Raw genomic sequence first — 21,804 nt, forward strand, 5'->3', positions numbered from 1 at the left:
ACGACCGCAGAGTCGAACCAACAGAGTGAGGAACTCAACATGTCAAACGAACTGGAATTCCTTAGCCGGCGAGTCGCTTCCGGCAAATTGAGCCGTCGCGATTTTCTCGGTCGGGCGGCAGCCCTCGGCGTCACCGCGACCTTCGCCAACTCGCTGCTTTCAGGTGCGGCGCGCGCTGCCGGCCCGGTCAAGGGCGGCACGCTGAAGGCCGGCCTCGTCGGCGGTGAATCCACCAACAGCCTCGATCCGGCGCTGATGATGACGCAGGTGCCGTTCGCCTTCGGCAAGTGCTGGGGCGAAATGATCGTCGAGCTTTCGCCGGAAGGCAAGCTGGAGAACCGCATCGCCGAGGAGATCGGCTCCTCGGACGACGCCAAGGTGTGGACGTTGAAGATCCGCGACGGCGTCGAATTCCACAATGGCAAGACGGTGACCGCGGCAGACGTCGCCGCGACGCTCGAGCGCCATTCGGACGAAAAGTCGAAATCCGGCGCGCTCGGCTACATGAAGGGCATCGAGACCATCAAGGCGAGCGGCAAGGAAGTGGTGCTGACGCTGAAGGAGGCCAACGCCGACCTGCCCTATCTGCTCAGCGACTATCACCTGATCGTGCAGCCGAACGGCGGCAAGGACAAGCCGGATGCCGGCATCTCGGCCGGCCCGTACGTGGTCAAGACCAACGAGCCCGGCGTACGCCATGGCGGCGAGCGCTTCGCCAATTACTGGCAGGGCGACAAGATGGGCCATGCCGACCAGATCGAAGTCATCGTCATCAACGATGCGACCGCACGCACGGCGGCCCTGCAGGGCGGCCAGGTCAACATGATCAACCGCGTCGAGCCGAAGATCGTCGACCTGATCAAGCGCCTGCCGGGCGTCACCATCCGCAACCACGCGGGTCCTGGCCACTACGTGTTCATCATGCACTGCAACACGGCACCGTTCGACAACAACGATCTGCGCATGGCACTCAAGCTGGCCATCGACCGCGAGGAAATGCTGGACAAGATCCTGCGCGGCTACGGCTCGCTCGGCAACGACTTCCCGATCAATTCGTCCTATCCGCTGTTCACCGAGATCGAGCAGCGCAAGTACGATCCCGACAAGGCCAAGTTCCACTACAAGAAGTCGGGTCACGACGGCACCGTGCTGCTGAGGACCTCGGACGTCGCCTTCCCGGGCGCTGTCGATGCATCGCAGCTGTTCCAGCAGAGCGCGGCCAAGGCCGGCATCAAGATCGAGCTCAAGCGCGAGCCTGGCGACGGCTACTGGAACGAGGTCTGGAACAAGCAGCCCTTCTGCGCCTCCTACTGGGGCGGCCGCTCGACGCAGGACCAGATGTACTCGACCGCCTATCTGTCGACCGCCGACTGGAACGACACGCGTTTCAAGCGTCCGGACTTCGACAAGATGGTGCTGGCGGCGCGCGCCGAACTCGACGAGACCAAGCGCAAGCAGATGTACCATGACATGGCTGTCCTGGTGCGCGACGAGGGCGGCCTGATCCTGCCGATGTTCAACCAGTTCATCGATGCGACCGGCGCCAAGGTCGATGGCTGGGTCGATGATCCGCATCAGGAATTGATGAACGGCTACGCCCTGGCGAAGTGCTGGCTCCAGGCCTGAGCCCGGCTTTGCGGATATGTCTTCACCCATCCTGAAGCTAATTGCCCAGCGCGTTGCGCTGGGCAACGTCCTGTTGTTGGCCGTTTCGGTCCTGATCTTCGCCGGCACCCAGATCCTGCCCGGCGACGTCGCGCAAGCCATTCTCGGGCAATCGGCAACACCGGAGTCGCTCGCCAATTTGCGCGAGCAGCTCGGCCTCAACGATCCGGCCTATATCAGGTATTTCCGCTGGCTCGGCGGCGTGCTCACCGGCGATCTTGGCACAGCCATGTCGAGCGGCCAGGACATCGCGACGTCGATCAAGGACCGGCTGTGGAACACGCTGTTTCTCGCCTTCTGGGCGGCGATCGTCGCCGTGCCGCTGGCGATTATCCTCGGGCTGATCGCGGTGCGCTACCGCAATGGCTGGGTCGACAAGCTGATCTCCGGACTGGCGCTGGCCTCGACCTCGTTTCCCGAATTCTTCATCGGCTATGTGCTGGTCTATTTCTTTGCCGTGAAATGGCAGATCTTCCCCGGCATTTCGACCGTCTATGACGGCATGCCGTTCGGCGAGCGCATGCAGGCGATCGCCTTGCCGGCGACGGCGCTGACGCTGGTGGTGCTGGCCCACATGATGCGCATGACGCGCGCGGCGATCCTCAACGTCATGCAGTCGGCCTATGTCGAGACGGCCGAACTGAAAGGCCTATCGGCATTCAACGTTATCCGCAGGCACGCCTTCCCCAACGCGATCGCGCCGATCATCAACGTCGTGATGCTCAACCTCGCCTATCTGATCGTCGGCGTTGTCGTGGTCGAGGTGATCTTCGTCTACCCGGGCATGGGGCAGTATCTCGTCGACCACGTCACCAAGCGCGATGTGCCGGTGGTGCAAGCGGTCGGCCTGATCTTCGCCGCCGTCTACATCAGCCTGAACATCATTGCGGACATAGGGGCTATCGTCGCCAATCCGCGTCTCAGACATCCAAAATAGGGGGCGGATATGCTCGATATCAAACGCATCCCCATCCCCGCGCTGATCGGCATCGTGCTGACGTCACTGTTCGTTCTGGCGGCGCTCTTCGCACCCTGGATCGCGCCACACGGCAATGGCGAAATCGTCGGCGACGTCTGGGAACCGATGTCGGCAACACATTGGCTGGGCACCGACAATCTCGGCCGCGATCTCCTGTCGCGCATGATCTACGGCGCCCGCATCACGCTCTTCATCGCCGTGCTTGCCACGGCGCTATCATTCTCGCTCGGCGCCATCCTCGGCTTCTCAGCGGCGGTGTTCGGTGGCTGGTTCGATACGCTTTTGTCGCGCCTCGTCGATCTCCTGATGTCTATCCCGACGCTGATCATGGCCCTCGTCGTGCTCTCCGTGCTGCCGACCAACCTGGTGACGCTGATCCTGGTGATGGGCGTTCTGGACTCGACCCGCGTCTATCGCCTGTCACGGGCCGTCGCCGTCGACATCAACGTCATGGACTATGTCGAGGCGGCGAAGCTGCGCGGCGAAGGCAGCGCGTGGATCATCTTTCGCGAGATCCTGCCCAACGCGCTGTCGCCGCTGGTTTCGGAACTCGGCCTGCGCTTCATCTATGCCGTGCTGTTCCTGTCGACGCTGTCGTTCCTCGGCCTTGGCGTCCAGCCGCCGGATGCGGACTGGGGCGGCATGGTCAAGGAAAACAAGGACGGCATCGTCTTCGGCATCGCAGCCGCGCTCATCCCGGCGGCGGCAATCGCCATGCTGGCGATTTCCGTCAACCTGGTTGCGGACTGGGTGCTCAACCGGACGACCAGCCTGAAGGGAGGACGCGGGTGATGGCTGACAGCAAAGCGAACTCTGGCCTCCTGCTCGACATCCGTAATCTGCGCATCGAGGCCACTGTCTTCCCGCCAGGCGAGCCGCCGAAGAACATCGTGCTGGTGCACGATGTCTCGCTGACTCTGCAGAAGGGCAAGGTGCTTGGCCTGATCGGCGAATCCGGCGCCGGCAAGTCGACCATCGGCCTGTCGTCCATGGGCTATGGCCGCGGTGGTGTGCGCATCACCGGCGGCGAGGTGATCCTCAACGGCCGCGATATCCTCAAGGGCGGCAAGGACGGCTTCCGCAAGCTGCGCGGCCGCGAGGTCTGCTACGTCGCGCAATCGGCGGCCGCCGCCTTCAACCCGGCGCACAAGCTGATGGACCAGGTGGTGGAAGCCACCCTGCTGCACGGTACGGCGACACGCGCCGAGGCGGAGAAGCGCGCCGTTGCGCTGTTCAAGAAGCTCAGCCTGCCCAACCCCGAAACCATCGGCGAGCGCTTTCCGCACCAGGTCTCGGGCGGCCAGCTGCAGCGCGTGATGACGGCGATGGCGCTTTGTTCCGAGCCGGACCTGATCGTCTTCGACGAGCCGACCACGGCGCTCGACGTGACGACGCAGATCGACGTGCTGGCGGCGATCAAGGACGCCATCCGCGACACGCATGTCGCCGCGCTCTACATCACCCACGACCTTGCCGTTGTCGCCCAGGTCTCGGACGAGATCATGGTGCTGCGCCATGGCCGGCTGGTCGAATGGGGTGGCACGCGCCAGATCATCAAGGAGCCTCGCCAGGAGTACACCAACGCGCTGGTGTCGGTGCATGAGATCGAGCACGCCGAGCAGAAGCCCGGCACAACGCCGTTCCTGTCGGTGAAGAACGTCACCGCCGCCTATGGCCGCAGCCATATCAAGGTGCTGAAGAACGTCTCGGTCGACATCTATCCGGGCCAGACGCTGGCCGTGGTCGGCGAATCCGGCTCCGGCAAGTCGACGCTGGCACGCGCCATCACCGGGCTTTTGCCACCCGAGGAAGGAACCGTCACCTTCGACGGGCGCCCGCTGGCAAACCGGCTGGCCGACCGGCCGAAGGAGGATCTGCGTCAGTTGCAGATGATCTACCAGATGGCCGACGTGGCGATGAACCCGCGCCAGACCGTCGGCACTATCATCGGCCGGCCGCTGGAATTCTATTTCGGCATACGCGGCCGCGAGCGCGACAAACGCGTCGCCGAACTGCTCGACAAGATCGAGATGGGCAAGGGCTTTTCCGACCGCTACCCGGCCGAGCTTTCCGGCGGCCAGAAGCAGCGCGTCTGCATCGCCCGTTCGCTCGCCGCCAAGCCGAAGCTGATCATCTGCGACGAGGTGACATCGGCGCTCGACCCGCTGGTTGCGCATGGCATCCTGAAGCTGCTGCTCGAGCTGCAGAAGGAGGAGAACGTCGCCTATCTGTTCATCACCCATGACCTCGCCACGGTGAAGTCGATCGCCGATTCGATCGCGGTGATGTATCGCGGCGAAGTGGTGCGCTATGGCCCGAAGAGCAAGGTGTTGAGCCCGCCCTTCGACGACTATACCGACCTTCTCCTGTCGTCGGTGCCAGAGATGGAGATCGGCTGGCTGGAAAAGGCGATCAAGGGACGGCGCATGGCGAGCGCGGGGAACTAGGGCAATTCCGGGAAAAGTGTGAACTGTTTTCCGGCCGGAACTGCGTCAGAGCAGGGATAGACCCGACCCGCTGGCCCAGGCACGCCTGCCGTCATCCGCATGCAACACTAGATTGCCACACGTCCCTTTGGACGGGCGCCGCCCGTGACGTCGTTTTTTATAAAGGGGGTAGGACATGAACACTGAACTCGACCATCTCGCTGAACTCGCCGGACAGGGCCGGATATCGCGTCGCGACTTCCTCGGCCGTACCGCGGCACTTGGCGTCTCGGCGGCACTGGCCACGACGTTGGCCGGCAAGGCCTTCGCCCAGACGCCGGTCAAGGGCGGCATTATCAAGGCCGGACTGCAAGGCGGTGAATCGACCAACAGCCTCGACCCGGCGCTGAACCTCAGCCAGGTCACCTACAATTTCGGCAAGCAGTGGGGCGAATTCCTCGTGCGCCTGACACCCGAAGGCGGCGTCCAGAACCTGATCGCCGAGGAGATCGGTGCTTCCGATGACGCCAAGACCTGGACCATCAAGGTGCGCGACGGCATCGAATTCCACAACGGCAAAACCGTAACCGCCGAGGATGTCGCGGCCACGCTTGAGCGCCACGCCGACGAAAAATCGAAATCGGGCGCGCTCGGCGTGCTGAAGAACATCAAAGCCATCAAGCCGAGCGGCAAGGAAGTGATCGTCACACTCGGCGACGCCGATGCCGACTTCCCCTATCTGATGGCCGACTACCACCTTGTCATCCAGCCGAATGGCGGCAAGGACAATCCCAATGCCGGCATCAGCGCCGGGCCTTACAAGGTCGCCGTCAACCAGCCCGGCGTGCGCCATGGCGGCGAGCGCTTCGCCAATTACTGGCAGGGCGACAAGCTGGGCCATGCCGACCAGATCGAGATCGTCGTCATCAACGACGCGACCGCGCGGCTGGCTGCCTTGCAAGGTGGACAGGTGCAGCTGATCAACCGCGTCGAGCCGAAAGTGGTCGATCTGGTCAAGCGCATCCCCGGCGTCACCATCGAGAACGTGTCGGGCCGCGGCTACTATCCGTTCAACATGTTCTGCGACACCGCGCCCTTCGACAACAGCGACCTGAGGATGGCACTGAAGCTGGCCATGGACCGCGATGAATTGCTGGAGAAGATCCTGCGCGGCTATGGCTCGGTCGGTAACGACTTCCCGATCAACGAAGCCTATCCGCTGTTTTCGAGCGATATCGAACAGCGTAAGTTCGACCCGGAAAAGGCTGCGGCAGCCTACAAGAAGTCCGGCCACAGCGGCTCGATCCTGCTGCGCACCTCCGACGTCGCCTTCCCCGGCGCCGTCGATGCGGCCCAGCTCTACCAGCAGTCCTGCGCCAAGGCCGGCATCAAGATCGAGATCAAGCGCGAGCCCGGCGACGGCTACTGGTCGGAGGTCTGGAACAAGCAACCCTTCTCGCTCTCCTACTGGGGCGGGCGGCCGACGCAGGACCAGATGTATTCCACCGGCTATGTCTCGACCGCCGACTGGAACGACACGCGTTTCAAGCGGCCGGAATTTGACAAGATGCTGTTCACCGCCCGCGCCGAACTCGACCAGGCCAAGCGCAAGGCGATCTACCACGACATGGCGGTGCTGATGCGCGACGAAGGTGGGCTGATCGTGCCGTTCTTCAACCAGTTCATCGACGCTGCCGCCGCCAACAAGATCGCCGGCTACGTCAAGAACCCGAACGGCGAGATGATGGACGGTTATGCCCTTGGCGCGTGCTGGCTGACCGCTTAGCCTATCCTGCCTATTGGTTCATAAACGGAACGCCGTGTGCCCAGCGGTGCGCGGCGTTCTGATTTCAACTGGTCAATTGCAGGGAGCCGCCCGTGGCGCTCAAGACAAAACTTTTGCTGATCATCCTCGATGGCGTCCCCTACAGGAACTGGCGCCGGCTGATGGGCAATCTCGAGGGCTGGGTGCAATCGGGCGAGGCAAGCGTCTGGAAGATGCGCTCGGTGCTGCCGTCGACCTCCGCCTGCTGCTACGCCTCGATCCACACCGGGGTTTCGCCGCAGGTGCATGGCATCCTGTCCAACGAGAACCGGTTCCGCGTCGAACAACCCGACATCTTCTCCGAAGTCAGCAAGGCTGGCGGCAAGACGGGTGCGGTGACCCATTCCTATTGGTCGGAATTCTTCCGTGCCTATCCCTTCGACCTGGTCGAGGACATGGAATTCGACGAGCCGGGCGGGCCGATCACGCATGGGCGGTTCCACACCATGACCGGCTACAATCTTCGCAACCAGATGACGCCGAGCGACGTCGATTTGTTCGCGACGCTGACCATGCTGACCAGGCGCCACGGCATCGATTACGGCATCCTGCACACCTGCACGCTGGACTCGATGGGCCACCGCTTCGGCCATGACTGTCACGAGATGGATCATGCCGTCTATACGATGGACGGCATGCTGGCCGCCTTCCTGCCGCGCTGGATCGAGGCTGGCTACGAGGTGATGGTCACCGCCGACCACGGCCAGACCGATCGCGGCCATCATGGCGGCCATGACGACGAGATGCAGGATTTCGCGCTGTATTATTTCGGGCTCGGCAAGGGACCGCAGGCCGACACGCTGCTCGACCAGCTGCAACTGGCGCCGACCGTCTTGAGCCGCCTCGGCGTGCCGGTGCCGGCGACAATGAAAGCGAAGTCTTTCCTGGACTGAAGGGGTGCCGGCGACGCACGTCAACATTGAAAATAAATAGCGAACGCCGACGCCGCTCCTCATCCGCCTGCCGACACCTTCTCCCCGTACAGGAACGTGGAGAAGGGATGGTCTGGCAACCGCCCCACTCTTCGGTTAGCCTCCGCGAATTCCTTGGCGGAGGATGAACCTTTTTGGACCGATCAGCGACAGACCAGACAGGAGCCAGGCGGCTCGACCGGCCATGACGGCAGCGACGGAGACCGATCGCGCTCTTGTCGAACGGGTCGCGAAGGGCGACCGTGCCGCCGTGCGGCTCCTGTTCATGCGTCACCACGCGCGGGTCTACCGCTTCGTGGTGCGCCAGACGGGATCGGAAATGATGGCAGACGACATCGCGAACGAGGTGTTCCTCGAACTGTGGCGGCAGGCGCCAGGCTTCGAAGGACGCTCCGAAGTCTCGACATGGCTGCTCGGCATCGCCCGGTTCAAGGCGCTGTCTTCGCTGCGCAAGAAAAAGGAAGACTGGATCGACGACGAGGCTGCCGCCGCGGTGCCCGACAGCGCCGACACGCCGGAAGTCGTCACCATGAAGGAAGACAAGGCTGCCGCCTTGCGACGCTTCGTCGACGCCTTGCCGGAAGAGCACCGCACGGTGATCGATCTTGCCTATTATCATGGGCAGTCGGTGGGCGAGATCGGCGAGGTGCTCGGCATTCCGGTCGCGACCGTCAAGACCCGAATGTTCTACGCCCGCAAGAAACTCGGCGAGGCCCTGAAGGCCGCCGGTTACGACAGGGGGTGGCCATGAGCGCCGCTGAAAAGATGTCGCGCCGCGACGAAATGGAAACGCTGCTGCCGTTCTATCTGAACGGCTCGCTGGAAGGCTCGGACCTGGAAGCCGTCGAGGAATGGCTGGCCAGCGATCCCGCGGCGCTGGCCGCCCTTGGCGAGGCCGAAGCCGAATTCTCCGGCACCACCGCCGCCAACGAAGCGATCCGCCCGCCGGCCGATGCGCTGAGCCGCTTCGCCAAAGCGCTCGACGCCGAGGCCGGACCTGCACGCGCGTCGGCGGGCGCGTCCTGGCTGGCGCAGGCATGGGGCCGCTTCATGGCGGTGCCGGTCGGTGTCGCCTGGGCGGCGGCCGCGGTTCTGCTGGCGCTGATCATCGTGCAGTCGTTTGTTCAGCCCGGCGGCAAGGGTAAGGATTTCGAGATTGCCGGGGCGGAAGGCGATCTGGCGAAAATGCCGTTCGCCCTGGTCAAGTTCAAGCCGGATGCAAAGATGTCGGATATTTCGGGCTTTCTGGGCAATAACGGGCTGAAGATCATCGGTGGACCGACCGCCGATGGCGTGTTCCGGCTTGGCATTCCCGCCGCCAACGCAGCCGACTACACCAAGCAGCTCGGCCTTATTGCCGCCCAGCCCTTCACCGAGACTGTGATCGAGGGAAGGAAACCGGTTGATGGCGGCTGAGGCGGCGGTCATTCGATTTGCGGCAATCCTGGCGGCGGCGATGACAATCGCCGCCGTGCCTGCGTCGGCGCAGACCAACGCCACCAACCCCGATCCGACGAAAATCGACTGCAGCGACGCGAGCAATGCGGCAAGCGCCGACTGCGCCAAGGATGGCAGCGACACAAAGAACGGATCGGGCGCGGCGCAGCCCGGCGCTGTTTTCCTGCCAGCCCTGATCGTCGACCTGTTCCCCAATCCGGTTGCGCCCCCGGCACTGCCGCCGACACCACGGTCGGATCCGGCGACGCCGCCTGCCGACAGCCAGGCCGGCCCGCCGCCTAGCGGCCCAATTGTCTCGCCGACCGATCTCATCGCCGTTCAGCCGCCACGCGCGGTGGCCGGCGATTTCGTGCCGGACGAGGTGCTGGTGACGGTCGACGGCGATGCCGGCGCGGTGCAGCAGATCGCTGCGTCGTTCGGCCTCCAGGTGCGCTCGCAGCGACAGTCGCGGCTGCTTGGCACCACGCTGGTGCGGTTCGGCATTCCCGACGGCCGCCCCGTCGGCGTCGTGCTGGCGCAACTGGCCGCCGACGGCCGCACCCAGCGGCGCGAACCCAACCATGTCTATTCGCTGCAACAGGCTGCCAGCATCGTCAATTATGCCTTCGAGCGCATCGCGCTCGATTCCAAACAGGCCAGCGGCGAAAACGTCCGCATCGCGGTGATCGACACCGGCATCGACGACAGCAATCCGGCGCTCTCAGGCGTCATCGCCGGGCAGTTCGACGCCATGCCCGATGTGCCCATCGAAAAGCGCGATCACGGCACTTCGGTCGACGGGCTGATCGCCGGCGTCGGCGCGCTCGAGGGCATGGCGCCAGGCGCCAGGATCTACCACGCCCGCGCCTTCGAAGGCGGCAAGTCGACCATGGACGTCATCCTGTCGGCGCTCGACTGGGCGGCGAGCCAGGACGTGCGCATCATCAACATGAGCTTCGTCGGACCGAAGAACGACCTGCTCGGCGTTGCCTGCCGCAATGCGCGGGCGCTCGGCATCGTGCTGGTCGCCGCCGCCGGCAACAACGGGCCGAAGGCGCCCTATGGCTACCCGGCGGCCTTCGACGGCGTCATCGCGGTGACCGCCACCGACGCCAAGGATGGGCTGATGCCGCAGGCCAATCGCGGAGCCTATGTCTTCATCTCGGCGCCTGGCGTCGAGATGGTGGCGCCGAGCGGCGCCGGCTCGGACGTGGTCACCGGCACCTCGTTCGCGGCAGCGATCGTGACCGGCGCCGTTGCCAATCTCATCCATGCCGCGCCCGACCGCTCGGCCGACGGCATCGAGAAGGCGCTGGCGGCAACGGCCAGGGATCTCGGCCCCAAGGGCCGCGACAATGATTTCGGCTACGGCCTGCTCGACATCAAGGCCGCCGAGGCGGCGAAGGAGTAGTCCGCGACAGGGCTCAAGCCGCGGTTTGCCGAGGACGCACCAGAAAATAGAATGCGGCGATGTGCGTGATCATCAGCAGCGGAACATAGATGACCGGGATCGCGTAGGTGGCGCCCAATTCCCCCGCGCGAACGGGAAGGTCGATCTGGACGGCATGGTAATAGTCGACGATGAGGTCGACTATCCCGACGAGATTGAAGGCGACGACGAACGCCCAGAACAGCCGAGGTATCCTCACGGTGAGCAGCGCCAGCATGGCCAGCACCCCTGTCGCGAAGTCGCCATAGGCGGCGAACACGGCGAAGCTGGCCGGCAGATCGGGGCTGACGACGCCCGGGACGAGGAAGACGAGCCCGAAGAAGCGGAAGCTGTGCAAGGTAGCAATAGCGCGTTGCGCCGCGACCCTGTCCATCGATCCGAGCCACGGCAGACCGTAGGCACTGAGGCAAAGCAGCCACGCGACATAGCCCAGAACGAGATGGGTTTGGAACAGGACTTCAGTAGACATTTGACCTCCTCTCAACGGTTGGTTCACGCAGCCTCGAACACCGCGGTCAGGACGCCGAGCCGGCCCTCCATAAGATTTCGTCCCAGGTTGGTCGCAAGCTCCGCGAAGTCTGGCCCCATCACCACGCCGAGATTTGGCGAGGGCGGCGGTCCCGAAACGCGGAGCTGTGCGAACCAGGCCTTGGCGACCTCGGTGTCGTCTTGCCATGCCAATATGCGGAAGCCGGCTGGTTCGATCGCCTCGCGCGTTGCAACGGTTGTCAGGAGAAAGCTCGTCGCCGGCGTTTGCGCCCAGGGGAGCGGGTAGTGTGGCTCGCCCATGGCCAAGACGACGTCGAAGGTGGCAAACCTGCCGCCTGGTTTCAGCACGCGCCGTATCTCGCGATAGAGCTGCGCTCGGTCGGAGATGTTCATCGCCACATGCTGCAGCAGCACGATGTCGAAACGGCCATCATCGAATGGGAGCTCCAGTGCACTGGCGGTCTGGAACGACAGCTGCCCGCTCTGTCCGGTGCGGTCGGTCAGATAACGCGCGGCATCCACGAAAGGCTCGCTGATATCCACGCCAGTGACCCGGCAACCATAGGTCGCGGCCAGGAAGCGCGCCGGCCCGCCGATACCCGAACCGACGTCCAGTACTGACATGCCGGCGGCGATCCCCGTCAATTGGGCAAGCTCGACGGTGGCGGCAAGCCCACGGGTGTGAAATTGGTCAAGGGCGCCCGATTGCTGGGGCGTGAGAAGCTGATCATCCGGGCCAAGGGCAGCCAGCACCGTCTTCAGCCGCTCAGTCAGGCCGGTCGCGCGATAGTGGTCGCGCACCCCATCAAGTTCATCGGTCATTGCAAGATGTCTCCTGGCTTCACCTACTACCTAAGCCCGCTTCCATAATTCGACTATCCGCTGTAATCACAACAACCCATGAAGCAGAACTACACAGTCCGACACGGTGCGCTGGAGGGCGTCGAGGCGTTCCTGGCTGTCGCCAGGCACCGCAACTTCCGCCGTGCCGCCGCGGATCTCGGCGTGACGCCGTCCGCCGTGAGCCAGGCGGTGCGTGCGCTGGAAGCGCGTATGGGCACGGCGCTGTTCGTCCGCACGACACGTAGCGTCGGCTTGACCGAGCCTGGCCAACGGTTCCTCGACCGTGCCGGCCCTGCCTTCGAGGAACTCGTCGCTGCCGGCGAGGCGGTGCGCGATGCCGGCCAGCGGCCGACCGGGCTGCTGCGCCTGTCCGTGCCCCGCGCCGTCGTGCCGTTGATCCTGGAGCCGATGATCGCATCGTTCTGCCGAGTCTATCCCGAGATCGAGCTGGAGATCGCCGCGAGCGACGAGATGGTCGATCTCGCGACCGGCGGGTTCGATGCCGGTATCCGCCTTGGCCAGTTCATCGCGGCTGACATGGTGGCGGTGCGGCTCACGCCGCCGTTCGCGTTCGTGGTCGTCGGCAGCCCTGACTATCTCAAGCGCCACGGCCGTCCCCAGCATGTCGACGACTTGCGCCACCACGCCTGCTTGCGCTTGCGCCGTTCGAACGGCGCGATCGCGCCCTGGTCCTTCGTCGACGGAAACGAGGCGATCGAGGCGATGGTCTCAGGGCCGCTGATCGCACACGACTATCCGACGTTGCTCGGGGCCGCCATGCAGGGTGTCGGGCTGGCGCAGACGCCTCGACCCGTCGCCGAAGGTCCGATAGCCGAAGGAAAACTCAAGTCGGTACTGGACGACGTTGCCGGCTCGACGCCGGGTGTCTTCCTCTATCATCCCGGCCGGCGCCAGGTCCTGCCGAAGCTGCGCGCCTTCATCGACCACCTCAAATCCCCGGCCTGAGACGCCGGCGAACCGTCGTTCGGAGTTGTCCGGTCCCTAGGCCGGCGCACCGGCGACCGAGCCTCGGACCACCAGGTCGACCGGCCAGACCTCGCCGCGGGCGCCCTCTTCCAGCCCCGAGATCCGTGCCGCCAGCCGTTCGGCGACGCGCGCGCCGGCGAGACGGATCGACGAGCGCGTCGTCGACAGCGGCACGGAGAAGTTCTCCGGCCTCAGCCAGGGGAAAACGTCGTCATGGGCAATCAGCGACATGTCGCCTGGAATGGTCAGGCCGAGATCGCGCACAGCGCGCACGACGCCCAGCGCCATGATCAGGCTGGAGCAGACGATTGCTGTCGGCGCATCGCCCGCCTCCAGCAAGCGCCTGGTGGCGCGATAGCCGTTCTCCTCGGTCATGACCACCGAGCAGACATGGCGTTCGCCCAATGCCAGCCCGCTCGCCGCCAGCGCGCGGCGAACGCCGCGCTCGCGATGGATGGCAAAGGTCTCGCGGTCGTCACCGTTGATCAGGGCCAGCCGCCGGTGGCCGAGCTGGATCAGCAGCCGCGACGCCTCGTGAAAGGCGCCTTCATTGTCGATGTCGGTGAACGGATAGTCGAAATCGAAGCCTTCGCTGCGGCCATGGACGATGAAGGGAATGCCGAGCGTGTTGACCAGCGCCACGCGGCGGTCGGCGGGTCTCGGCGAGGAGATATAGACGGCGTCGACCTGCCGGTTGGCGACGATGCGCCGGTAGGTCGTTTCCTGGTCGTCGGCGTCGGCCGGCGACAGCACCAGGTCCAATTCATGCGAGCGGGCATAGTCGCCGAGGCCGGACAGGAACTCGACGAAATGCGGATCGATGTCGACGGACGCACCGGTCGGCAGGACATAGCCGATCATGCCGGTCTTGCCGGTCGCCAGCCGGCGTGCGCTGGGGTTGGGACGATAGCCGTGGCGCTTGGCGGCATCCATCACCCGCCGGCGCGTCTCTTCGTTGACCTCGGGATAGCCGTTCAAGGCACGACTTACCGTGGTCTGCGAAAGCGCCAGCATATGGGCGAGCTGCTTGAGGTTCACAGGAGGCCTCCGCGCCTCAAAGCGCTTTTAATTCGATTGGATCCGAGCGCCACGCGGGACGCAGCGATATGAAGACAAGCATAGGCGCGCTTTGGGTGAGTTTGAAACAAAAATTGCTGCTGCACCGCCATAAATACATGCTGCAGCGCACTTTTTACGCGTCGAAAGCCCAAAACTAAATCGATTAGCCGCTCACCCTCTTGACTTCCGAGCGATTCAATGGCGAGATCAAAAAAGCCAAAGCGCTTTGGAAGGCTCTTCGAAAGGTTGCGGTTCCTTTCCGACTGAGTCACAGTCCTGCGGCGTCGGCGGGCGGAATGGAGGTTCCGTCCGGTGTTTGTGGCCCACTGGGAGGAATACCGATGAAGAAAATGCTTTTGCTGGGTGCTGCGTTTGCCACGCTCGCCCTGAACGCGCCCGCGCATGCCGAACTGAAGTTCAAGCCGGGCGAGGATCCCCGCTTCAACTGGGCGAATTACGAAGAGCTCAAGAAAGTCGATCTCAAGGGTGAGACGCTGTCGATCTTCGGACCGTGGCGCGGTGAGGACGAAGGCCTGGTGCGCGGCGTTCTCGACTATTTCTCGGAAGCCACCGGCGTCGAGATCAAATACTCCTCCTCGGAGAACTATGAACAGCAGATCGTCATCGACACGCAGGCCGGCAGTCCGCCCAACATCGCCGTGCTGCCGCAGCCGGGCCTCATCCAGGACCTGGCATCGAAGGGCCTGCTGACGCCACTGGGTGACGACACCGCCAAATGGGTCAAGGACAATTACGGCGCCGGCCAGTCATGGGTCGACCTCGGCACCTTCAAGGACAAGGACGGCAAGCCGGGCTTCTTCGCCTTCCCCTACAAGGCTGACGTGAAGTCCCTGGTCTGGTACTCGCCGGACAATTTCGAGGAAGCCGGCTACAAGGTGCCGAAGACGCAGGAAGAACTCGCCGATCTCGAAAAGAAGATCATCGCCGATGGCGGCAAGCCGTGGTGCATCGGCCTCGGCTCCGGCGGCGCCACCGGCTGGCCGGCGACCGACTGGGTCGAAGACCTGATGCTGCGGACCCAGACGCCTGACGTCTACGACAAATGGGTGAAGAACGAGATCCCGTTCAACGATCCCGCCGTGGTGAACGCCATCGACATCTTCGGTAAGATCGCGACCGACGACAAGATGGTCGACGGCGGCGCCAAGGCGGTTGCGGCGACCGATTTCCGCGACAGCCCGAAGGGCCTCTTCTCAGTGCCGCCGAAGTGCTACCTGCACCATCAGGCGTCGTTCATTCCGACCTTCTTCCCGGAAGGCACCAAGGTCGGCCAGGACGCGGACTTCTTCTACTTCCCGCCCTATGCCTCCAAGCCTGAACTGGGCACGCCCGTGCTCGGCGCCGGTACGCTGGCGATGATAACGAAAGATAGCAAGAGCGCCCGCGCGTTCATCGAATTCCTGAAGATGCCGCTAGCTCACGAGATCTGGATGGCCGAGGGCGGTTTCGTGACGCCGTTCAAGGGTGTCAACAAGGCTGCCTATGCCAGCGACGCGCTGAGGAAGCAGGGCGAAATCCTCGCCAATGCCTCGACCTTCCGCTTCGACGGTTCCGACCTGATGCCGGGCAAGATCGGCGCCGGCGCCTTCTGGACCGGCATGATCGACCTGGTCGGCGGCAAGTCCGCGCAGGATGTCGCCACCGACATCCAGAAGAGCTGGGACGCGATCAAGTAGCGGTCGGCAAGCAGGGGCCTGTCCGGCTCGGCGATCAAACGGCCGAGCCTGCCACTGGATCCGGACCCTGCCGGCCCGGATCCGACGGCGGCCCGTGCCGCAGCCTTTCGGCATGAGCGCATTGACATAAAGCGCGATCGGCATGTGAGCAGGTTTCCGCCGCCGACGACGCTCCAACAACTGAATCGGCGCCTGGTCCCGTCACCAAGGTCATTCCTTGTCGGGATCATGCGCAGGGAGAGGACCCATGGCGGCTCAGATTTTCTCGGCCATATTCGTCATCATCGTCGGGGTCGGCGGTTGCGTCGCCTATTTTTGGGGCGCCAACAAGCTGGTCGACCTGATATTCCCGTCGCGCGGCGTCGCCGGCGCTGCTGCCATCGACAATCTGCGCCGGCAAGGGCTGGTCAGGCCGTGGCTGTTCGTCGGTCCGGCGATGATCATCCTGACCATCTACCTCATCTATCCGGTGGTCGAGACGCTGCGGCTGTCGTTCCTCGATCGCGGCGGCATAAACTTCGTCGGCCTCGCCAACTATGAATGGGCCTTCGGCGATCGCGAGTTCCGCAACTCGATCCTCAACAACATCGTCTGGCTGGCTGTGGTGCCGGCCGCCTGCACCTTCCTCGGGCTGATCATCGCCGTGCTCACCGACAAGATCTGGTGGGGCACGGTCGCCAAGAGCCTGATCTTCCTGCCTTTGGCGATCTCCTTCGTCGGCGCCAGCGTCATCTGGAAATTCATCTACGAGTACCGTGGCGAGGGGCAGACCCAGATCGGCCTGCTCAACGCCATCATCCAGCATTTCGGCGGCCAGCCGCAGGTCTGGATATCGCTGCCGTTCTGGAACAATTTCTTCCTGATGGTGATCCTGATCTGGATCCAGACCGGCTTTGCCATGGTCATCCTGTCTTCCGCCTTGCGCGGCATTCCGGAAGAAACTCTGGAAGCCGCCGTCATCGACGGCGCCAATCCGTTCCAGATATTCTGGAAGATCATGGTGCCGCAGATCTGGGGCACGATCGCCGTCGTCTGGACGACGATCACCATCCTGGTGCTCAAAGTGTTCGACATCGTGCTGACCATGACCAACGGCCAGTGGAACAGCCAGGTGCTGGCCAACCTGATGTTCGACTGGATGTTCCGTGGCGGCGGCGATTTCGGCCGCGGCGCCACCATCGCCATCATCATCATGATCGCGGTCATTCCGATCATGGTCTGGAACATCCGCCAGGCGAACAAAGAGACGGGAGGACATTGAGATGGCCGTTGCGACCGGAAATTCCTTCGCCAGCCGCTTCGGCGTCCATATTGCCGTGCTCATCTTCGTCGCCATCTGGACCATACCGACGCTCGGCATCCTGGTCTCGTCGCTGCGCGACAAGGACCAGATCATCGCCTCGGGCTGGTGGAATTCGTTCTCCAGTTCCACCCAGACGGAAGCCGGCCGACTGCCGGCTGCCTCGATGCAAGTCGAAAAGGACGGCAAGTTCGTCCTTCAAGGCAACATCTTCGGCAACAGCCCTGTCCGCAACATCAGCGCTTTCGGCGTCAAGTCGGCAGCACCAACGCAATACCCCGCCGGCACATCGGCCGATCTCGGCGACGGCGTCACCCTGCAGCTCAATGCCGACGGCAGTTTCATCATGCAATCGCCGAAGGCCTTCGAAGGCGATCGCGGCCAGCGCGTCTATTATGCCTCGTCGGCGCCACCGAAATTCACCACCGACAACTACAAGACCGTGTTGTTTTCGGAAGGCATCGGACGGTCGTTCATGAACTCGCTGACTGTCACCATACCGGCGACCGTCATTCCGATCCTGATCGCCGCCTTTGCCGCCTATGCACTGGCCTGGATGCGCTTTCCCGGCCGAGCGCTGCTGATCGCGGTCATCATCGGCCTGCTGGTGGTGCCGCTGCAGATGTCGCTGATCCCGCTGTTGAAGCTCTACAACGGCGTCGGCGCCTTCTTCGGCATGCCGTCGAAAACCTATCTCGGCATCTGGCTGGCGCATACCGGCTTCGGCCTGCCCTTCGCCATCTACCTGCTGCGCAGCTACATTGCCGGACTGCCGCGCGAAATCATGGAATCGGCGCGCATCGACGGCGCCAGCGATTTCGAGATCTTCGTCAAGATCGTGCTGCCGCTGTCCTTCCCGGTGCTGGCCTCGTTTGCCATCTTCCAATTCCTGTGGGTATGGAACGATCTGCTGGTCGCGATGGTTTTCCTGGGTACGGAGGCAGACCAGATCGTGCTGACCGCCAAGCTCAACGCGCTGCTTGGCTCACGCGGCGGCGACTGGGAGATCCTGACGACGTCGGCTTTCGTGACCATCATCGTGCCGCTGATCGTGTTCTTCTCGCTGCAGCGCTATTTTGTCCGCGGGCTGCTTGCCGGCTCGGTGAAAGGAGGCTGAGACCATGCAATCCGCTTTGAAGGCCAGTTCGAAGCCTGACCTCGCCGTCGATCGCGACTGGTGGCGAGGTGCGGTGATCTACCAGATTTATCCGCGCAGCTACCAGGACTCGAACGGCGACGGCATCGGCGACCTGAAGGGAATCATCGGCCGGCTCCCTTACATCGCGGCACTCGGTGCGGATGCCATCTGGATCTCGCCGTTCTTCAAATCGCCGATGAAGGATTTCGGCTACGACGTCACCGATTACTGCGACGTCGATCCGATGTTCGGCACGCTGGCCGACTTCGACGCGCTGACCGCCGAGGCACACAGGCTGGGCTTGAAGGTGATGATCGACGAGGTGCTGTCGCACACCGCCGACAACCATCCATGGTTCAAGGAAAGCCGTTCGAGCCGCACCAACCCGAAGGCAGACTGGTATGTCTGGGCGGACGCCAGGCCGGACGGTACGCCGCCCAACAACTGGCTGTCGATCTTCGGCGGCTCGGCCTGGCAATGGGACACCAGCCGTCAGCAATATTACCTGCACAACTTCCTGGCGGAGCAGCCCGACCTCAACTTCCACAACCACGAGGTCCAGAACGCGCTGCTCGACGTCACCCGCTTCTGGCTGGAGCGCGGCGTCGACGGCTTCCGGCTCGACACCATCAATTTCTACTTCCACAGCCAGGGTCTGGAAAACAATCCGCCGCTGCCGCCCGAGCAGCGCAACGACCAGACCGCACCCGCGGTCAATCCCTACAACTACCAGGACCATCTCTACGACAAGAGCCGTCCGGAAAACCTCGGCTTCCTCGAACGCTTCCGCGCCCTGCTCGATGAATATCCGGCCACCGCGGCGGTCGGCGAAGTCGGCGATTCGCAGCGCGGGTTGGAAGTGGTGGCGGCCTATACCGCCGGCGGCAAGCGCGTGCACATGTGCTACTCGTTCGACTTCCTGGCGCCGGAAAAGATCAGCGCGGCCAAGGTCCGCTCGGTGCTCGAATCCTTCGGCAAGGTCGCCAGCGACGGCTGGTCGTGCTGGGCCTTTTCGAACCATGACGTGATGCGCCCGGCCTCGCGCTGGGCGACAGGCGAAGCCGACGCGACCGCCTATCTCAAGGTCATCTCGGCGCTGCTGATGTCGCTGCGTGGCTCGGTCTGCATCTACCAGGGCGAGGAGCTTGGGCTCGGTGAGGCCGACCTCCGCTTTGAGGATTTGCAGGATCCCTACGGCATCCGCTTCTGGCCGGAATTCAAGGGCCGAGACGGCTGCCGCACACCGATGGTGTGGGACGGCAGTGCCAGGAATGGCGGCTTCTCCTCGGCCAAGCCGTGGCTGCCGGTGCCGGCCAAGCACCTGTCGCAAGCGGTCAATGTCCAGCAGGGCGACGAGAGCTCGCTGCTTGAGCACTACCGGCGCTTTCTCACCTTCCGCCGTGCCCATCCGGCGCTGGCCAAGGGCGACATCACATTCATCGAAAGCGAGGGCGACACCGTCGCCTTCACACGCCGCGCAGGCAATGAGCAGGTCGTCTGCGTCTTCAATCTGGCAGCCAAGCCAACCAGGATTGAGCTTGGCAACCGATCGCTGCAACCTTTGCCGGGACACGGATTTTCGGGGCAGGCGAGCAGTGGTTCCATACAGCTCAACGGCTACGGCGCCTGGTTTGGGCGCATCGACTGAACTTCAGATCACTTGAATTTCAAATCACTGGGAGGAAACCAATGGCCGATGTCACGCTAAGACAAGTGAAGAAGTCCTACGGCAATCTGAACATTCTGCACGGCATCGACTTGGATATAAAGTCGGGCGAGTTCATCGTCTTTGTCGGCCCGTCGGGCTGCGGCAAGTCGACATTGCTGAGGTCGATCGCCGGGCTGGAGGAAATCACCTCCGGCGAACTCAAGATCGCCGGCGAGGTCGTCAACGACGTGCCGCCATCGAAGCGGGGCATCGCCATGGTGTTCCAGTCCTACGCGCTCTACCCGCACATGACCGTCTACGACAACATGGCGTTCTCGATGAAGATCGGCAAGGAGAACAAGGCCGAGATCGACCGCCGCGTGAAGCAGGCGGCGGAAATCCTGCAGTTGACCAAATATCTCGACCGCCTGCCCAAGGCGATGTCAGGTGGCCAGCGCCAGCGCGTCGCCATCGGCCGCGCCATCGTGCGCAATCCGAAGGTGTTCCTGTTCGACGAGCCGCTGTCGAACCTAGACGCGGCGCTGCGTGTCGCCACCCGCATCGAGATCGCCAAACTCAAGGAATCGATGCCCAACACGACCATGATCTATGTCACCCACGACCAGGTCGAGGCGATGACGCTGGCCGATCGCATCGTGGTGCTCAAGGAAGGCCATATCGAGCAGGTCGGCACGCCGATGGACCTCTACAAGAAGCCCGGCAATTTGTTCGTCGCCCAGTTCATCGGTTCGCCAGCCATGAACATCCTGCCGGCGACCATCGACAAGACCGGCAACCCGACCGTCGTCAGCCATGTCGGCGGCCGCAAGGCAAGCGTGCCGATCGCAACGCCGGCTTCGGCAAAGGGTGCCGCGGTGAGTTTCGGCGTGCGGCCCGAAGATCTGATCATCGCCAGCGGTACGGAGTATCTGTTCGAGGGAACGGTCGACTATGTCGAACAACTCGGCGAAGTCCAGCTTGTCTATGTCGACATCGGCCGCGCCGACCTGCCGCTGGTGACCAAGCTGCCTGGCAATGTCGAGGTCAAGCGCGGTGCGACGCTGCGGCTGAGCGCGGACGCCAACGACCTCCACATCTTCGACGCGGACGGGCACTCCTTCTCGCTCCGTCAGCCGGAAGTAAAGGCGGCTTGAGACAGAACCAAGTCTCGACACGAAAAGAGCGGCGGCCAGGCCCGCCGCTCTTTTTTGGAAATCAACTTCGGCTGTTAGCGATTGCCGAAGAGGTCGCGGTCGGCGCTCTGAGGGGCGGACTTCTCTACGTCACCCGACGAGTTGAGCAGCTTGCCGACGAAACCACCGCTGTTGCGGATCGAGCTCGTTTGCGAGTTGTCAACCGAACTGACAGCAGGCTGGTTCGCGCCATTCGAACCATAGTTGTCACTGGCGGCGAAAGCGCTGCCGGAGATCGCCACGACGGCGGCGGCAGCAAGCATGATCTTCTTCATCTCAAGTCTCCTGAATTCTGGATTTCGCCAGGACGGCGGGAGAGCCCGCCGGCTTCTGGGAATCGGCTGTTAGTTGTTGCCGAAGAGGTTACGGTTGCTACCCTGGGCAGGCGTCTGAGCAGCCGGCTCCGACTTCTTGGTCGAAGCGGTGTACGAGCTGTCGACAGCAGCGGTGGCTGCCGGGGCATTCGAACCATAGTGGTCGCTGTTCGCGAAGGCGCTGCCGGAAATGGCCAGAAGGGCGGCGGCAGTGAGGATAATCTTTTTCATTTTTTGGTACTCCAGTATTTCTTATTTTTGCCGTCCGTCTAGCGGCGTGTCTTGGGAAGAAATCGCGTCGTTCGGACAGTCCCGATGTGGGAGAGCCATCCAGCCATTGCCAATCACGAAGTTGTTCCACGTGGACCAAGAATCCACCACTTGAAATTGTGCCACGGGTTTCCACACTCAATGTTTTTCTA

20 protein-coding genes are annotated in these 21,804 nt (G+C 63.3%); 15 read left to right on the plus strand and 5 right to left on the minus strand.

Annotation, left to right across the window (positions count from 1 at the left end):
• Positions 1 to 39 precede the first annotated feature (39 nt).
• The 9 genes from AC1D0I_RS02520 (at position 40) to AC1D0I_RS02560 (ending at position 10,675) form a co-directional block, all read left to right on the plus strand.
• Positions 40 to 1,626, plus strand: coding sequence for an ABC transporter substrate-binding protein (locus AC1D0I_RS02520; protein WP_095083043.1), 1,587 nt, complete (start codon positions 40 to 42; stop codon positions 1,624 to 1,626).
• Positions 1,627 to 1,642: 16 nt separating this feature from the next.
• A complete protein-coding gene (locus AC1D0I_RS02525; protein ID WP_477392842.1) occupies positions 1,643 to 2,602 on the plus strand; it encodes an ABC transporter permease in 960 nt (319 codons plus the stop codon).
• Between the two features lie 9 nt (positions 2,603 to 2,611).
• Positions 2,612 to 3,436 carry an ABC transporter permease gene (locus AC1D0I_RS02530; protein WP_095083047.1) on the plus strand — a complete coding sequence of 275 codons (825 nt, stop codon included), beginning with the start codon at positions 2,612 to 2,614 and terminating at the stop codon, positions 3,434 to 3,436.
• Positions 3,436 to 5,091, plus strand: coding sequence for an ABC transporter ATP-binding protein (locus AC1D0I_RS02535; RefSeq protein WP_095083048.1), 1,656 nt, complete (start codon positions 3,436 to 3,438; stop codon positions 5,089 to 5,091). The genes AC1D0I_RS02530 and AC1D0I_RS02535 overlap by 1 nt, the downstream gene beginning before the upstream one ends.
• Positions 5,092 to 5,266: 175 nt before the next feature.
• Positions 5,267 to 6,856, plus strand: a complete 1,590-nt coding sequence (locus AC1D0I_RS02540) for an ABC transporter substrate-binding protein (protein WP_477392844.1) — start codon at positions 5,267 to 5,269, stop codon at positions 6,854 to 6,856.
• A 92-nt stretch (positions 6,857 to 6,948) separates the two neighbouring features.
• Positions 6,949 to 7,788 (plus strand): alkaline phosphatase family protein, encoded by an 840-nt coding sequence (locus tag AC1D0I_RS02545; protein ID WP_477392846.1) that lies wholly within the window; start codon positions 6,949 to 6,951, stop codon positions 7,786 to 7,788.
• A gap of 223 nt (positions 7,789 to 8,011) precedes the next feature.
• Complete coding sequence (locus tag AC1D0I_RS02550; protein ID WP_477392848.1) at positions 8,012 to 8,578, plus strand: sigma-70 family RNA polymerase sigma factor; 567 nt, start codon at positions 8,012 to 8,014, stop codon at positions 8,576 to 8,578.
• Positions 8,575 to 9,243 (plus strand): anti-sigma factor, encoded by a 669-nt coding sequence (locus AC1D0I_RS02555; RefSeq protein ID WP_477392850.1) that lies wholly within the window; start codon positions 8,575 to 8,577, stop codon positions 9,241 to 9,243. The genes AC1D0I_RS02550 and AC1D0I_RS02555 overlap by 4 nt, the downstream gene beginning before the upstream one ends.
• On the plus strand, positions 9,233 to 10,675 hold the full coding sequence (locus tag AC1D0I_RS02560) for a S8 family serine peptidase (protein ID WP_477392852.1): 1,443 nt from the start codon (positions 9,233 to 9,235) through the stop codon (positions 10,673 to 10,675). The genes AC1D0I_RS02555 and AC1D0I_RS02560 overlap by 11 nt, the downstream gene beginning before the upstream one ends.
• Before the next feature lie 13 nt (positions 10,676 to 10,688).
• Here AC1D0I_RS02560 and AC1D0I_RS02565 read toward each other — a convergent pair whose 3' ends face one another.
• Together AC1D0I_RS02565 and AC1D0I_RS02570 are read right to left on the minus strand one after the other, a co-directional pair.
• Complete coding sequence (locus AC1D0I_RS02565; protein WP_477392854.1) at positions 10,689 to 11,183, minus strand: hypothetical protein; 495 nt, start codon at positions 11,181 to 11,183, stop codon at positions 10,689 to 10,691.
• A gap of 23 nt (positions 11,184 to 11,206) precedes the next feature.
• Positions 11,207 to 12,025, minus strand: coding sequence for a class I SAM-dependent methyltransferase (locus AC1D0I_RS02570; RefSeq protein ID WP_477392856.1), 819 nt, complete (start codon positions 12,023 to 12,025; stop codon positions 11,207 to 11,209).
• 78 nt (positions 12,026 to 12,103) lie between these two features.
• Between AC1D0I_RS02570 and AC1D0I_RS02575 the strand changes: the two genes are divergently transcribed.
• The gene (locus AC1D0I_RS02575) at positions 12,104 to 13,012 is read left to right on the plus strand and encodes a LysR family transcriptional regulator (protein WP_477392858.1); all 909 of its coding nucleotides are present in this window, start codon (positions 12,104 to 12,106) and stop codon (positions 13,010 to 13,012) included.
• Between the two features lie 36 nt (positions 13,013 to 13,048).
• On the opposite strand, the gene AC1D0I_RS02580 is transcribed toward AC1D0I_RS02575, so the two are convergent.
• A complete protein-coding gene (locus tag AC1D0I_RS02580; RefSeq protein WP_477225137.1) occupies positions 13,049 to 14,071 on the minus strand; it encodes a substrate-binding domain-containing protein in 1,023 nt (340 codons plus the stop codon).
• A 362-nt stretch (positions 14,072 to 14,433) separates the two neighbouring features.
• On the opposite strand from AC1D0I_RS02580, the gene AC1D0I_RS02585 reads away from it, so the two are divergent.
• The 5 genes from AC1D0I_RS02585 (at position 14,434) to AC1D0I_RS02605 (ending at position 21,029) form a co-directional block, all read left to right on the plus strand.
• The gene (locus AC1D0I_RS02585) at positions 14,434 to 15,789 is read left to right on the plus strand and encodes an ABC transporter substrate-binding protein (RefSeq protein WP_477392860.1); all 1,356 of its coding nucleotides are present in this window, start codon (positions 14,434 to 14,436) and stop codon (positions 15,787 to 15,789) included.
• A gap of 247 nt (positions 15,790 to 16,036) precedes the next feature.
• On the plus strand, positions 16,037 to 17,050 hold the full coding sequence (locus tag AC1D0I_RS02590; protein ID WP_095083068.1) for a carbohydrate ABC transporter permease: 1,014 nt from the start codon (positions 16,037 to 16,039) through the stop codon (positions 17,048 to 17,050).
• A gap of 1 nt (position 17,051) precedes the next feature.
• Entirely contained in the window at positions 17,052 to 18,206 is a 1,155-nt protein-coding gene (locus AC1D0I_RS02595; protein ID WP_095083070.1) for a carbohydrate ABC transporter permease, read from the plus strand.
• A gap of 4 nt (positions 18,207 to 18,210) precedes the next feature.
• Positions 18,211 to 19,875 carry a beta-galactosidase BglA gene (bglA, locus tag AC1D0I_RS02600; protein ID WP_477392862.1) on the plus strand — a complete coding sequence of 555 codons (1,665 nt, stop codon included), beginning with the start codon at positions 18,211 to 18,213 and terminating at the stop codon, positions 19,873 to 19,875.
• Positions 19,876 to 19,916: 41 nt separating this feature from the next.
• On the plus strand, positions 19,917 to 21,029 hold the full coding sequence (locus tag AC1D0I_RS02605) for an ABC transporter ATP-binding protein (protein ID WP_184873141.1): 1,113 nt from the start codon (positions 19,917 to 19,919) through the stop codon (positions 21,027 to 21,029).
• Positions 21,030 to 21,103: 74 nt separating this feature from the next.
• On the opposite strand, the gene AC1D0I_RS02610 is transcribed toward AC1D0I_RS02605, so the two are convergent.
• Entirely contained in the window at positions 21,104 to 21,343 is a 240-nt protein-coding gene (locus AC1D0I_RS02610) for a DUF680 domain-containing protein (RefSeq protein ID WP_477392864.1), read from the minus strand.
• 69 nt (positions 21,344 to 21,412) lie between these two features.
• A complete protein-coding gene (locus AC1D0I_RS02615) occupies positions 21,413 to 21,613 on the minus strand; it encodes a DUF680 domain-containing protein (RefSeq protein WP_095083078.1) in 201 nt (66 codons plus the stop codon).
• Positions 21,614 to 21,804 lie beyond the last annotated feature (191 nt).

Source organism: Mesorhizobium sp. P2_D1 (assembly GCF_056404455.1).

Excerpts from the sequence above, each read along its gene's own strand:
- AC1D0I_RS02520 (WP_095083043.1), top strand. The coding sequence starts at position 40 with ATGTCAAACGAACTGGAATTCCTTAGCCGGCGAGTCGCTTCCGGCAAA.
- AC1D0I_RS02525 (WP_477392842.1), top strand. The coding sequence starts at position 1,643 with ATGTCTTCACCCATCCTGAAGCTAATTGCCCAGCGCGTTGCGCTGGGC.
- AC1D0I_RS02530 (WP_095083047.1), top strand. The coding sequence starts at position 2,612 with ATGCTCGATATCAAACGCATCCCCATCCCCGCGCTGATCGGCATCGTG.
- AC1D0I_RS02535 (WP_095083048.1), top strand. The coding sequence starts at position 3,436 with ATGGCTGACAGCAAAGCGAACTCTGGCCTCCTGCTCGACATCCGTAAT.
- AC1D0I_RS02540 (WP_477392844.1), top strand. The coding sequence starts at position 5,267 with ATGAACACTGAACTCGACCATCTCGCTGAACTCGCCGGACAGGGCCGG.
- AC1D0I_RS02550 (WP_477392848.1), top strand. The coding sequence starts at position 8,012 with ATGACGGCAGCGACGGAGACCGATCGCGCTCTTGTCGAACGGGTCGCG.
- AC1D0I_RS02555 (WP_477392850.1), top strand. The coding sequence starts at position 8,575 with ATGAGCGCCGCTGAAAAGATGTCGCGCCGCGACGAAATGGAAACGCTG.
- AC1D0I_RS02560 (WP_477392852.1), top strand. The coding sequence starts at position 9,233 with ATGGCGGCTGAGGCGGCGGTCATTCGATTTGCGGCAATCCTGGCGGCG.
- AC1D0I_RS02565 (WP_477392854.1), bottom strand. The coding sequence starts at position 11,183 with ATGTCTACTGAAGTCCTGTTCCAAACCCATCTCGTTCTGGGCTATGTC.
- AC1D0I_RS02570 (WP_477392856.1), bottom strand. The coding sequence starts at position 12,025 with ATGACCGATGAACTTGATGGGGTGCGCGACCACTATCGCGCGACCGGC.
- AC1D0I_RS02575 (WP_477392858.1), top strand. The coding sequence starts at position 12,104 with ATGAAGCAGAACTACACAGTCCGACACGGTGCGCTGGAGGGCGTCGAG.
- AC1D0I_RS02585 (WP_477392860.1), top strand. The coding sequence starts at position 14,434 with ATGAAGAAAATGCTTTTGCTGGGTGCTGCGTTTGCCACGCTCGCCCTG.
- AC1D0I_RS02590 (WP_095083068.1), top strand. The coding sequence starts at position 16,037 with ATGGCGGCTCAGATTTTCTCGGCCATATTCGTCATCATCGTCGGGGTC.
- AC1D0I_RS02595 (WP_095083070.1), top strand. The coding sequence starts at position 17,052 with ATGGCCGTTGCGACCGGAAATTCCTTCGCCAGCCGCTTCGGCGTCCAT.
- bglA (WP_477392862.1), top strand. The coding sequence starts at position 18,211 with ATGCAATCCGCTTTGAAGGCCAGTTCGAAGCCTGACCTCGCCGTCGAT.
- AC1D0I_RS02605 (WP_184873141.1), top strand. The coding sequence starts at position 19,917 with ATGGCCGATGTCACGCTAAGACAAGTGAAGAAGTCCTACGGCAATCTG.
- AC1D0I_RS02610 (WP_477392864.1), bottom strand. The coding sequence starts at position 21,343 with ATGAAGAAGATCATGCTTGCTGCCGCCGCCGTCGTGGCGATCTCCGGC.
- AC1D0I_RS02615 (WP_095083078.1), bottom strand. The coding sequence starts at position 21,613 with ATGAAAAAGATTATCCTCACTGCCGCCGCCCTTCTGGCCATTTCCGGC.